This window comes from Vibrio sp. 03-59-1, assembly GCF_013114135.1.
In the GTDB taxonomy this organism is placed as follows: Bacteria; Pseudomonadota; Gammaproteobacteria; order Enterobacterales; family Vibrionaceae; genus Vibrio; species Vibrio cortegadensis.
In genome coordinates this window covers 12,544-25,032 of record NZ_VTYA01000011.1, presented here as the reverse complement: position 1 = coordinate 25,032, position 12,489 = coordinate 12,544, and the positions used below count along the sequence as shown (strand labels likewise).

Below are 12,489 nucleotides of genomic sequence, written 5' to 3'. Positions count from 1 at the left end.
CCGTTTTTGATTTTTAGTAAGAGTAAGTCGAGATGATGATTCAAAAGAAAGATGCGTTGTGGTGGAAAACAGCAACCATTTATCAAATTTACCCAAAAAGTTTTTGCGACAGTGGTGCTCAAGGTTCTGGTGACATTAAAGGCATTATTTCAAAATTAGATTATCTGAAAACATTGGGTATTGAGGCAATCTGGTTAACGCCAGTCTACGAATCACCGATGATCGACAATGGTTATGATATTTCAGATTATTACGCGATAAATCCAGAATTTGGAACCATGGAAGATTTTGAACGTCTGCTGTCGGAAGCTCACCAGCGCGGCATTCGAATTATCATGGATATTGTCGTGAACCATACCTCAACGGCTCATGCTTGGTTTCAGTCAGCTCTGGGTGACAAAACAAGTCCATATCGTGATTATTATATTTGGAAAGATCCAGTAAACGGAGGTACTCCAACGAACTGGCAGTCTAAATTTGGTGGAAATGCATGGGAGATGGATGAGGCGACAGGCCAATACTACTTACATCTTTTTGCAAAAGAGCAAGCCGATTTAAATTGGGAGAATCCACAAGTTCGAGATGAAGTGAAAAAAGTCATCAGTTATTGGGCTGAAAAAGGGGTGGATGGTTTCCGGCTAGATGTGATCAACCTGATCTCTAAACAGCAAGACTTCCTTAATGATGAGATTGGAGATGGGCGACGTTTTTATACTGACGGCCCACGAGTTCACGAATACCTGCAAGAGATCAGCGAAGCGGTTTTCCAGAAATACGGGAGTGTCTCGGTTGGTGAAATGTCTTCAACGACGTTAGAGCATTGCCAGCAGTACTCAAGTACGGATAACAAAGAGTTGTCTATGGTGTTCAATTTTCATCATTTAAAAGTGGATTATACGAATGGTGACAAATGGACAAAAGCGCCATTTGATTTTGTTCAGCTGAAATCAATTTTCAATCATTGGCAGACAGGCTTGAACGGCAAAGGTTGGGGGGCGTTATTTTGGTGTAACCATGATCAACCTAGAGTTGTAAGCCGACTGGGTGATGATAAGCAATATCGAGTTGAATCTGCCAAAATGCTTGCCGCGTCTTTGCACATGATGCAAGGAACCCCTTACATCTATCAAGGTGAAGAGATCGGCATGACTAACCCTCATTATACAGATATCAGCCAATATCAGGATGTTGAGAGCACTAACATGTACGACATTATGGTGAACCAACAAGGGGTGGAACATCTGGATATGATGGCGATCTTAGCGCAAAAATCCCGCGATAACTCACGAGCGCCAATGCAATGGAACCGAGAAAAACAAGCTGGCTTTACGGCGGGAACACCTTGGTTGGAAGTGGCGAAAAACTATCAAGAGATTAATGCACAATCGGCCGTCGCTGATGAACATTCAGTCTTTCACTTCTACCGTAAGTTAATAGGTTTAAGAAAAGAGTTCGATGTGATTACCAATGGCGATTATGTGGATCTCTTTCCTGAGCATCCGCAAGTTTTTGGTTATCGACGTCAGACCAGCACGCAAACACTTATTTGCTTAAATAACTATTACGCGACGGAAGCAGAGGTTGAGCTTGACCCTCATCTTAATTTGAATAAAGGGAAATTCATTTTAAATAACTATATGGCCAGTGAACAGCAAGTGTTGACGCACCATCAAGAGCTAAAAGCATATGAAACAAAAGTGATTCTGATAGAGCATTAATTACCCCCACAACTGCTCAAAACGGGTGAACCTATTTAAAAGAATAGGAGATCCAAAAAATAAGGCTTTGGTATTGAACCAAAGCCTTATTTTGTATTTATTGCTTATTGCTTATTGCTTATTGCTTATTGCTTATTGCTTATTGCGTGGAATTAGCTTTTTTGTGCGTACTTCACTGTGTAGCGTGTTGGTTTGTGGTTCATTGCTAATACGACATTAAGCGCGACAGCTCCTAGTACAGAGACTGCAATGACTTCTGGAGCAACGAAGAAGCAAGATGTGAAAAGAATACAGCAATCGATAGCGAGCTGAGTCTTACCGACTGAAATCCCAAACTTGTCTTGAATGACCAAGCAAAGTACATTGAAACCACCTAAGCTTGAGCGGTGTCTGAATAGAATCAACATGCCTAATCCCATCAGTAATCCCCCTGCAATCGCACAGTAAATGATGTTCATTGTGTCGAGTGAGATCACTAAATATAGATGATCGGCAAAAACTGAAACTAACGCGCCAGAAATAGCACTATTTATCGCAAATCGATGTCCGAAACGTCGCCAAGCGAGAATGTAGAAAGGGCAGTTTGCCACAAAATACAGTATGCCAAATGACAGAGGAATGAACTGGGTTAATAATAGTGCTAGTCCTGTTGTGCCGCCGGTTAAAAGGTTCGCGGCCTGAAGGAAGAAAACACCCTGAGCAACTAAAAAGGTGCCTGTCAGTATTGCCATCCAATCTTCTTTACGTGAGTGTTTTTCCATCATTCTTATTTTTAACTGCTTAATAATGGCGTGCATAGTAGAGAAAAGATGATCTTTTCGGTAGCTTGAGAGGTTAAATTAAGGTAAACCTATGTAATCTGCGTTTTACAGGGTGTAAAACGTGAAATTGACACTCAATGTAATGACTCATGCGTGAAGTCGTTTCAGTATGAGGAGCGTTGAATGTCATTATGAAAAAACTGCATGATAAATTTTGCATTTACTCTTTATGACCTAGATCAAATTATGTAGAATGCATTTCATCAAAAACGGTTACGAAAACGTTTGCTTTCGGTCGTTGAGTGGTTTTTTTGAAACTTTCAGTACAATCTGAGTCAGGAGATACAGATGCTTAAGCGTGACATGAACATTGCTGATTACGATGCGGATCTATTCGCAGCAATCCAAGAAGAGACGATTCGTCAAGAAGAACACATCGAGCTAATCGCTTCAGAAAACTACACAAGCCCACGTGTAATGGAAGCTCAAGGTTCTCAACTTACTAACAAATACGCTGAAGGTTACCCTGGCAAGCGTTACTACGGCGGCTGTGAGTTCGTTGACAAAGTTGAAACGCTAGCAATTGAACGAGCATGTGAACTATTTGGTGCAGAGTACGCGAACGTACAACCTCACTCAGGCTCTCAAGCAAATAACGCTGTATACATGGCTCTACTGAATGCTGGTGATACCGTTTTAGGCATGAGCCTTGCTCACGGTGGTCACTTGACTCATGGTTCGCCTGTAAACTTCTCAGGTAAGCTTTACAACATCATTCCTTACGGTATCGATGAAGCAGGTCAGATCAATTACGAAGAGATGGAAGCGCTTGCGATTGAGCACAAACCTAAGATGATCATCGGTGGTTTCTCGGCTTACTCTCAAATTTGTGATTGGGCGCGTATGCGTGAAATCGCGGACAAAGTTGGTGCTTACTTCTTCGTTGATATGGCTCACGTTGCAGGTCTTATTGCTGCTGGCGTTTATCCAAACCCTGTACCTCATGCTCATGTTGTTACAACAACAACGCACAAAACCCTTGCTGGTCCTCGTGGCGGTCTTATTCTTTCTAATGAAGGCGAAGACTTATACAAGAAGCTAAACTCTGCGGTATTCCCTGGTGGTCAAGGCGGCCCTCTAATGCACGTTATCGCGGGTAAAGCGGTAGCGTTCAAAGAAGCTCTAGAACCAGAATTCAAAGAATACCAAACACGTGTGGTTGCTAATGCAAAAGCAATGGTTGCAGAATTCCTAGCTCGTGGTTACAACATCGTTTCAGGTTCAACAGAGAACCACCTGTTCCTTGTCGACCTAATCGATAAAGACATCACAGGTAAAGAAGCGGATGCAGCACTTGGTTCTGCGAACATAACAGTGAACAAGAACTCAGTACCAAATGATCCTCGCAGCCCATTCGTTACTTCTGGTATTCGTATCGGTTCTCCTTCTATCACTCGTCGCGGTTTCTCAGAAGCAGACGCGAAAGAGTTAGCGGGTTGGATGTGTGACATCCTAGATAACATGGGCGATGAGTCCGTTATCGAAGCGACGAAAGCTAAGGTATTAGAGATTTGTAAGCGATTACCTGTTTACGCATAATCGAATGTCTAGAATAAAGAAAAAGGAACGGTAATCGTTCCTTTTTTTGTGCGTGCTATATTTGTAGAAAATTGAAAACTAAATGCTAAGAGCAGGAGAAAAGGTGATAGGCATAAAAAAAGTTGATGGGTAAACATCAACTTTTTAGATCGGATTCGTCTAGCAGGGAGAAGTGACTATTCACTGTCTCTCGTCCTCGGAACTATTTAATTTCCATGCCTTGAGCTTGTAAATCTGCATGGTAAGAAGAACGAACAAATGGCCCACATGCAGCATGAGTAAAGCCCAGATCGAGAGCGATCTCTTTTAGCTCATCAAACTCAGATGGTGGCACGTAACGCTCCACTGGTAAGTGGTGGCGGCTCGGTGCTAGGTATTGACCTAGAGTTAACATGGTTACACCGTGCTCTCGAAGGTCTTTCAGTACTTGAACGATCTCTTCTTTGGTTTCACCAAGTCCCATCATAACACCCGATTTAGTCGGGATATCTGGATGCTGTTCTTTGAATTTCTTCAATAGGTTGAGTGACCATTTATAGTTCGCACCTGGGCGAGCTTTACGGTACAAGCGTGGTGCTGTTTCTAGGTTGTGGTTAAAGACATCTGGCGGATTGTCTTTAAGTAATTCAAGAGCAGTATCCATACGGCCACGGAAATCAGGAACCAAGGTTTCGATTCTGATCTCTGGGTTTAATGCGCGAATTTCACGGTTACAATCTGCAAAGTGTTGTGCGCCGCCATCACGTAGGTCATCACGGTCAACTGAAGTGATCACCACGTATTTAAGCTGCATATCCTGAATGGTTTTCGCCAATTTTTGTGGCTCATTCGTTTCTGGTGCAATTGGACGCCCATGAGCAACATCGCAGAATGGACAACGGCGAGTACAGATCGCGCCTAAAATCATAAAGGTCGCGGTGCCGTGGTTGAAGCATTCTGCGAGGTTTGGACAAGATGCCTCTTCACACACCGAGTGAAGTTTGTTTTTACGCAGAGCCGATTTGATATCTTGAATACGTTTACTGTCAGAAGGAAGTTTGATCTTCATCCATTCAGGTTTACGCAGTACTTCTTTTTGCTCGGTTGGCATATTCTTAACGGGAATTAAGGCCATCTTTTCAGCGTCACGGTATTTAACGCCTTTTTCCATTTGGATAGGTTTGCTCATGATTTTATGCTTCTGCTGTAATGTTACTTTCGGCTTGGATATCCACTTGGTCGTAATCAAGTAGAGCCACAAGCTCTTGTATTAGTTGTTGTTCTACGGGTTCTAGGCTTTCTGGACCACCAAATTGACTCACCTGAACCATTTCCATACCTTCATAACCACATGGGTTAATACGCAGGAAAGGGGATAAGTCCATATTGACGTTGAGAGCCAGTCCATGGAATGAACAGCCTTTACGGATGCGAAGTCCAAGCGAACATATTTTCTTACCATCGACGTAGACACCAGGGGCGTCGGGTCTGGCGGCTGAATCAATATTGTATGCTTTTAGCGTATTAATTACGAGATTCTCAATGTGCGTAACGAGATCTCGCACCCCGAATTTTTTCCTGCGAATATTTATTAGAAAATAAACAACAAGTTGGCCGGGGCCATGGTAAGTCACTTGCCCGCCACGATCGCTTTGTACTATCGGAATATCGCCTGGATTTAAGACATGCTCTGCTTTGCCCGCTTGCCCTTGAGTAAACACCGGGTTATGTTCAACCAGCCAAATTTCATCGACTGAATTTTCGTCACGAGTATCGGTAAAATCATGCATGGCTTTCCAGACTGGTTCATAATCTTGTCTGCCTAACTTTTTAACGATCAGTTGATTGTGCAAACCGCGTTCCCTCAAGGATTAATAAAGTGTTTTCATTATAAACTCGAAAAGCATTTCTCACTACCGGAAATCCGTATCAATTAACAGATGTTGGTAGTAATCGTTACAACTGGTTTTAAATACTGTTACGTTTCAGTCGTCTGCTAGATAAGAAACTTATGTCTAGATAGCAAAACAGCGACTATTGAGCCGCTGTTTGATGTTTTTGTTCGGAATCTGGTGATATACCGAATTACAGAACCATACGTACGATATCAATCTCGCCTAACTCTTTGTATAGAGTTTCGACTTGTTCGATAGAGGTCGCCGTAATATTAATGGACACTGAGTTATAAGTACCTTTACCACTAGGTTTTACTGTTGGGCAGTAATCTCCTGGTGCATGGCGTTGGATAACTTCTAAAACCAACTCAGGCAGTTCTGGTTTAGCATAACCCATTACTTTGTACGTAAACGAACAAGGAAATTCCAGTAGGTCTTTTAGTTTAGCATCAGAATTAATGTTCATGTTTGACTCCAAGTTGGAAAGCAATTTTCGATAACAAGGGCGGGATATTACTGGCAATGAGGTTGGAACTCAAGAATAACAAAAGCCGCATTTAGCGGCTTTTGTTATTAGAAAGAACAAATTCTAAGTTAGAACAAGCCCTTTAGCAGTAATACGATGTAATCCCATAAGCGGCTAAATAGGCTGCCTTGCTCTACATTTTCAAGTGCAAGCAGTGGGTATTCAGCGACATCTTCACCATCAACTTGGTAGAAAAGTTTACCAACAACATCACCTTTACTGATTGGCGCTTCAAGCTCTTTCTCTAGAACAAAGCTCGCTTTTAGGTTCTTCGCTTGGCCGCGAGGTAAAGTTACATATGTATCTGTATCTACACCAAGAGCAACGGTATCTTTGTCACCCATCCAAATTTTCTCTTCAACAAACGTTTCACCAGCCGTGTGCGGTGCGACTGTTTCGAAGAAGCGGAAGCCGTAACCCAGTAATTTCTTACTTTCAGATTTACGAGCGTTGGCATTTTTGGTTCCCATCACAACGGCAACAAGGCGCATTTTACCTTCCGTTGCTGAGCTAACTAAGCTGTAACCAGCATTACTTGTGTGGCCAGTTTTAATGCCGTCCACATTCATGCTTTTATCCCAAAGAAGGCCATTACGGTTGTATTGAGTAATACCGTTGTAGGTGAACTTCTTCTCAGAGTAGATTCGGTACTCTGCTGGCACATCACGAATAAGCGCTTGGCCAAGTAAAGCCATATCGTAAGGTGTTGAGTATAAATTAGGGTTGTCTAGGCCGTGCACGTTAGCAAAATGCGTATCTGTCATGCCAATTGAGCTTGCCCAAGCATTCATTAAATCGACAAATGAATCTTCAGAACCTGCAATATGTTCAGCCATCGCAACACAGGCATCGTTACCTGATTGGATAATAATGCCGCGATTTAGCTCTTCTACTTTTACCGTTGTGCCAACTTCAATGAACATCTTTGAGGAGTCTGGGAAGTTTTTAGCCCAAGCATTTTGGCTAATAACGACATCATCTTGTAGGCTGATATTTCCGCGATCTAACTCCTGACCAATGACGTAGCTGGTCATCATTTTGGTTAAGCTCGCTGGAGACAGTTTGGTGTTCATCTCTTTTTGCGCGAGAACTTTCCCTGAATGGAAGTCCATTAGAACAAAACCCTTCGCTGCGATTTGCGGAGCGTCAGGTACGACAATAGGAGCGGCAAACGCTGAAAATGCGATAGAGGCAGAAAGCGCGACCGATGAAGTTAAAATAGATGTAACGATTTTTTTAGTTTTGTTCATTTTGGGTGCAATTCTTTGGTTAACTGTCGGTATCTTAACAGAATCATTCTGGCAAGTCAGAAATGGTAACACTAGAAGCAGTGCTACTCATTGTCAATAGTGTTACTCATTGTTAATTTTGGCGTATGCTTTTTGATAAAAGCGGATGAATAGCCCAACATTTTAACTTGTTCTAAAGTTGTCTGCGTCAGAGCGTAGTCATTAAATGGGCCAAGGAACACTCGGTGCTGTTGCTCTGTACTCTCAAGAAAACTAGCAACTGATAGTTTTTGACCTAATTCATCCGCTAAAGTTCGGGTACGTTCAGGATGTTTTGAAGTGGCAACTTGAATAATGTACTTAGGCAGTAGCTTATTGGCTTGTTCGCCTACTGGTTTATCGATATTGATCACTTCAATCTCGACACTTGCTGTCCCTGTTTTAACGACATCGAGTTTATAAGCGGCGGCATAGCTAAGATCTATGATTCGACCTTCATGAAAAGGACCACGATCATTGACTCGAACAACGGCTGATTTTCCATTATCCGTATTGGTGACTTTAACATAGCTCGGAATCGGTAGCGTTTTATGGGCGGCAGACATGGAATACATGTCATAAATCTCACCATTTGAAGTTAGGTGCCCGTGAAACTTCTCTCCGTACCAAGAGGCTTTTCCTTGCTGTTTAAACTCATTGGTATTTTTGATTATTTTGTAATCTTTCCCTCTGAGTGTGTAGTCCGTATTCCCTCCTAGACTGTAAGGTTCATATTTTGGATGTGCATCTTCAATATGGTCAACAGTCAGTGGGGCATCAGGGGCAATATCATTATCTATTGAGTAGCGGCTAGCATCCTCTTTAGTTGAGGTACACCCAACTAAAACGGTGCCAAATAGAGCGAAAATGAAACAGCTGCGCATGGTCATAATTTATGTTGCCTTTGAGAATGCTTTTCTATGTGTATGGATCGACATTAACATACCGAAACCTGCCATAAGTGTCACCATAGAGGTTCCACCATAGCTTATCAGGGGCAGTGGTACACCAACTACGGGAAGAATGCCGCTCACCATGCCTATATTTACGAAAACATAGACAAAGAAACTGAGAACGATACTACCAGCCATCATTCTCCCAAAAGCGGTTTGAGCTTGGCTCGCTAAGAATAGCCCACGACCGATGATAAATAGATAAAGCGTTAATAGGAGTAAAATACCTATCATGCCCCATTCTTCTGCGATGACTGCAAAGATAAAGTCAGTATGTCGCTCTGGAAGGAACTCCAATTGTGATTGAGTACCTTGCAACCACCCTTTGCCTGAGATGCCACCTGATCCGATTGCGATTTTACTTTGAATAATGTGGTAACCCGCTCCGAGAGGATCAGATTCCGGATCAAAGAGTGTTCTTACGCGAACCTTCTGATATTCACGCATCAAAAAGAACCACAGGATAGGGATAAAACAACCTAAGGCTGTTGCGGCAGCTGCGATGATCTTCCAACTAATACCAGCCAGAAAGATCACAAAAATGCCAGAAGCAGCAATGAGGATTGAGGTTCCTAAGTCCGGCTGTTTTGCAATCAAAATAGTGGGAAGAAATACCATCACTAATGATATTACGAGCGTTTGAAAGGTCGGTGGGAGCGATCGCTTACCGATAAAGCGAGCGACCATTAATGGTACTGCAAGTTTGAGTAATTCTGATGGTTGGAATCGAACAAAGCCTAGGTTAAGCCAGCGTTGTGCCCCTTTTGAAGCCTCACCAAAAAACAGTACGCCTAGCAGTAGAACCACGCCACTGACAAAAAGTAAGGGCGCAAGCGTTTCATAGGTTCTCGGAGAGATCTGCGCTAAAAAAAGCATAACCCCTAAGGCTAAAGCCATACGCATCGCTTGGCGATCCATCATCGCCAGGCTCTGACCACTGGCGCTATACATCACAATGAGACCAAACCCCATAAGCACAAGTAAGCCAAGAAGGAGAGGCAAATCAATGTGGAAGCGCTCAAATAAAATTCGATTGCGACCGGTTGATGGATCCAGTTTCATTACTTGTTAGCCTCTTTCGAATTGAGAATGACATGGTCGAAAATTTTGCGAACCACAGGCCCACCATTGCTTGAACCACCGCCTGCATTTTCAAGAACTAGGGTCACGATCAATTGTGGATCATCAACTGGGGCAAAACCGGTAAATAATGCGTGATCGCGTAAATGTTCCGCGAGCTCATCTGCGTTGTACTCTTGATCTTCTTTAAGGCCGAATACTTGTGCGGTCCCCGATTTTCCCGCAGACACATAAGACATTTTTTGAAATGAGCGTCTTGCTGTTCCCTTTTTGCCGTGATTCACTCGGCGCATCCCATCTTTTGCGATATCCCAATAACGAGTAGGCACGTTAGTGATAGGCGGGTAAGTCACGATCTCAGAAAGTTGTTGAGAAGAAAATTCGCCGCCATTCTCAATGGTTGAACGCAGTAGGTGAGGAGCTGTCACTTGGCCATCATTCACCAATACTGATGTTGCCTTGGCAATTTGCATCGGTGTTGCCGTCCAATAACCTTGGCCAATACCAACAGGAATAGTATCACCTTGATACCATGGTGTTCTGTGTCTGCCCATTTTCCAGTCTCGGGTTGGCATATTGGCTTTGCTCTCTTCGTTGATATCAATGCCAGTGTAATCACCAAAGCCAAACATCATCATCCAACGAGATAGGCGGTCGATCCCCAGATCAAACGCGATTTGATAGAAAAAGGTATCCACAGACTCTTCAATTGCTTTGGAGATGTTAACTTTGCCATGTCCCCAGCGAAGCCAGTCTCTGAAAGGTTTGGTTTTTGAGTTGGGTATTTTCCAATAACCGGGATCGTTACGTGTTGTACTTGGTGTAATAACCCCTTCCTCTAATGCCGCGACAGCAATAAAGGGCTTAATGGTTGATGCTGGTGGGTAAATACCGAGTGTGGCTCTATTTACCAGTGGGCGGTCTGGGTTGTTGAGTAGTGCGTTATAACCTTTCACCGATATTCCATGCACAAATGCATTGGGGTCATAACTTGGGCTAGAGACCATCGCAAGTACGCCATTGTCTTTCGGATCCAGAACAACGGCAGAGCCTCGGCGTCCATCTAATAATTTAGTGACGTACTGTTGTAGCTTAATATCTAAATTAAGAACAATATCTTTCCCTGGCACAGGAGGAACATATTTTAGAGTTCGGATAATTCGCCCGCGGCTATTGACTTCCACTTCTTGGTAGCCGGCAATCCCATGTAAGACATCTTCGTAATAGCTTTCGATGCCCAATTTCCCGATATCACGGGTTGCTTGATAATTGGAGTCTTTCTCTTCTCGAATCAGTTTCTGCATATCGCGGTCATTGATGCGAGACACGTAACCAATAACGTGAGTAAGTTCTCTTCCAAAAGGGTAGAAACGCTTTAGTGTTGCAGTCACTTCAACCCCAGGGTATTTGTGCTGATTAACTGCAAAGATTGCGACTTGTTCTTCTGTTAACTGAGTTAATAACGGGACCGACTTAAAACGGCGAGCGCGTCTTTTCTCTTTTTTGAAGCGAGCCACTCGTTCTGGAGAGATCTCTAAAATTGCTCGAAGACGTTCAATCGTCTCATCGATGTTTTTAATTTTTTCAGAGGTGAGTTCTAAATTATAAACAGGGCGATTTTCGGCAAGTAATACACCATTACGATCATAAATCAGGCCACGGTTGGGCGCGATAGGAACGACTTTAATGCGATTGTCGTTAGAGCGAGTTTTATAATCTTGGTATTGGTTGACTTGGATGTTGTATAGGTTTGCAATGAGAAGCCCCATCATCACAATAATACCAATAAATGATACAACAGCACGGCTAGAAAATAGCCGTGCTTCTGCTTTGTAATCTCGTATTTGGCTACGTCTGCGTAACATTACAAATTATTCTCGGTGGTACGGATGATTAGTTGTAATACTCCATGCTCGATATAAGCTTTCAGCCATAACGATTCGAACAAGGGGGTGAGGAAGTGTGAGTGCAGATAAAGACCAACTCTGCTCAGCTGCCGCTTTACAAGCTGGTGCTAACCCTTCAGGTCCACCAATTAGGATAGAGACATCACGAGCGTCTAACTTCCAACTCTCTAATTGACCAGCTAGCTGTTCGGTATCCCATTTCTTACCTGGGATATCGAGCGTAACAATGCGGTTGCCTTTAGGTACGGCAGCCAACATCGCTTCCCCTTCCTTTTGCAGAATACGAGCAATATCAGCGTTCTTTCCGCGCTTGCCTGCTGTAATCTCAATTAAATCGAGTGGCATGTCATGTGGGAATCGACGACGATATTCTTGAAAGCCTTCCTCTACCCACTTGGGCATCTTTGTTCCGACTGCGATTAATTGAATTTTCAAAAGACTAGCTCCACAACTTTTCTAGTTGGTAAAGCTCACGGTGTTCCTCTTGCATCACATGTAACATGCTTGTGCCTAAATCTAGAACGACCCATTCACCTTCTTGCTCACCGCTAATCGCGATAGGTTCAATACCTGATTTTTTCATTTCATCGGCTACATGTTCTGCGATAGAAGCGACATGGCGCTTAGAAGTGCCCGTACAAACAATCATGTAATCTGTGATGTTTGATTTTCCTTCTACATTAATCGTAACAATGTTTTCTGCTTTCATGTCGTCAGCTTTATCAGCTAAGAAGTTGTTCAATTCTGCTTGTAACACGGTGTGTTCCTCTGGGGCTTAGATATAAGCTTTAAATAAAATGGTA

Annotated in this window: 12 protein-coding genes; 2 read left to right on the top strand and 10 right to left on the bottom strand. The window is 43.0% G+C overall.

Annotated elements, in window-relative coordinates:
• Positions 1–32 precede the first annotated feature (32 nt).
• The gene (gene treC / locus F0249_RS12385) at positions 33–1,718 is read left to right on the top strand and encodes an alpha,alpha-phosphotrehalase (protein WP_171756884.1); all 1,686 of its coding nucleotides are present in this window, start codon (positions 33–35) and stop codon (positions 1,716–1,718) included.
• Between the two features lie 152 nt (positions 1,719–1,870).
• Here the strand turns inward: treC and F0249_RS12380 are convergent, their stop codons facing one another.
• Entirely contained in the window at positions 1,871–2,479 is a 609-nt protein-coding gene (locus tag F0249_RS12380; RefSeq protein ID WP_171756935.1) for a YitT family protein, read from the bottom strand.
• Positions 2,480–2,827: 348 nt separating this feature from the next.
• On the opposite strand from F0249_RS12380, the gene glyA reads away from it, so the two are divergent.
• The gene (glyA, locus tag F0249_RS12375; protein ID WP_017053019.1) at positions 2,828–4,078 is read left to right on the top strand and encodes a serine hydroxymethyltransferase; all 1,251 of its coding nucleotides are present in this window, start codon (positions 2,828–2,830) and stop codon (positions 4,076–4,078) included.
• Between the two features lie 202 nt (positions 4,079–4,280).
• On the opposite strand, the gene lipA is transcribed toward glyA, so the two are convergent.
• The 9 genes from lipA to rsfS all read right to left on the bottom strand — a co-directional run bounded on the left by lipA (position 4,281) and on the right by rsfS (position 12,443).
• Entirely contained in the window at positions 4,281–5,246 is a 966-nt protein-coding gene (gene lipA / locus F0249_RS12370) for a lipoyl synthase (RefSeq protein WP_171756883.1), read from the bottom strand.
• 4 nt (positions 5,247–5,250) lie between these two features.
• Complete coding sequence (lipB, locus tag F0249_RS12365) at positions 5,251–5,910, bottom strand: lipoyl(octanoyl) transferase LipB (RefSeq protein ID WP_113796467.1); 660 nt, start codon at positions 5,908–5,910, stop codon at positions 5,251–5,253.
• A gap of 232 nt (positions 5,911–6,142) precedes the next feature.
• Positions 6,143–6,418 carry a DUF493 family protein YbeD gene (ybeD, locus tag F0249_RS12360; RefSeq protein WP_017053022.1) on the bottom strand — a complete coding sequence of 92 codons (276 nt, stop codon included), beginning with the start codon at positions 6,416–6,418 and terminating at the stop codon, positions 6,143–6,145.
• Positions 6,419–6,546: 128 nt separating this feature from the next.
• The gene (locus F0249_RS12355; RefSeq protein ID WP_017053023.1) at positions 6,547–7,728 is read right to left on the bottom strand and encodes a serine hydrolase; all 1,182 of its coding nucleotides are present in this window, start codon (positions 7,726–7,728) and stop codon (positions 6,547–6,549) included.
• An 83-nt stretch (positions 7,729–7,811) separates the two neighbouring features.
• Complete coding sequence (locus tag F0249_RS12350; RefSeq protein ID WP_136996081.1) at positions 7,812–8,636, bottom strand: septal ring lytic transglycosylase RlpA family protein; 825 nt, start codon at positions 8,634–8,636, stop codon at positions 7,812–7,814.
• A 3-nt stretch (positions 8,637–8,639) separates the two neighbouring features.
• The gene (gene rodA, locus F0249_RS12345; RefSeq protein WP_017053025.1) at positions 8,640–9,761 is read right to left on the bottom strand and encodes a rod shape-determining protein RodA; all 1,122 of its coding nucleotides are present in this window, start codon (positions 9,759–9,761) and stop codon (positions 8,640–8,642) included.
• Positions 9,761–11,644, bottom strand: coding sequence for a penicillin-binding protein 2 (mrdA, locus tag F0249_RS12340; protein ID WP_113796463.1), 1,884 nt, complete (start codon positions 11,642–11,644; stop codon positions 9,761–9,763). Before mrdA ends, rodA begins: the two co-directional genes overlap by 1 nt.
• 6 nt (positions 11,645–11,650) lie before the next feature.
• Positions 11,651–12,121: a 23S rRNA (pseudouridine(1915)-N(3))-methyltransferase RlmH gene (gene rlmH, locus F0249_RS12335; RefSeq protein WP_029203417.1), complete on the bottom strand. Its 471-nt coding sequence runs from the start codon at positions 12,119–12,121 to the stop codon at positions 11,651–11,653.
• A 4-nt stretch (positions 12,122–12,125) separates the two neighbouring features.
• Positions 12,126–12,443, bottom strand: a complete 318-nt coding sequence (gene rsfS / locus F0249_RS12330; protein ID WP_017053028.1) for a ribosome silencing factor — start codon at positions 12,441–12,443, stop codon at positions 12,126–12,128.
• Between the last annotated feature and the right edge of the window lie 46 nt (positions 12,444–12,489).

Excerpts from the sequence above, each read along its gene's own strand:
- treC (WP_171756884.1), top strand. The coding sequence starts at position 33 with ATGATGATTCAAAAGAAAGATGCGTTGTGGTGGAAAACAGCAACCATT.
- F0249_RS12380 (WP_171756935.1), bottom strand. The coding sequence starts at position 2,479 with ATGGAAAAACACTCACGTAAAGAAGATTGGATGGCAATACTGACAGGC.
- glyA (WP_017053019.1), top strand. The coding sequence starts at position 2,828 with ATGCTTAAGCGTGACATGAACATTGCTGATTACGATGCGGATCTATTC.
- lipA (WP_171756883.1), bottom strand. The coding sequence starts at position 5,246 with ATGAGCAAACCTATCCAAATGGAAAAAGGCGTTAAATACCGTGACGCT.
- ybeD (WP_017053022.1), bottom strand. The coding sequence starts at position 6,418 with ATGAACATTAATTCTGATGCTAAACTAAAAGACCTACTGGAATTTCCT.
- F0249_RS12355 (WP_017053023.1), bottom strand. The coding sequence starts at position 7,728 with ATGAACAAAACTAAAAAAATCGTTACATCTATTTTAACTTCATCGGTC.
- F0249_RS12350 (WP_136996081.1), bottom strand. The coding sequence starts at position 8,636 with ATGACCATGCGCAGCTGTTTCATTTTCGCTCTATTTGGCACCGTTTTA.
- rodA (WP_017053025.1), bottom strand. The coding sequence starts at position 9,761 with ATGAAACTGGATCCATCAACCGGTCGCAATCGAATTTTATTTGAGCGC.
- mrdA (WP_113796463.1), bottom strand. The coding sequence starts at position 11,644 with ATGTTACGCAGACGTAGCCAAATACGAGATTACAAAGCAGAAGCACGG.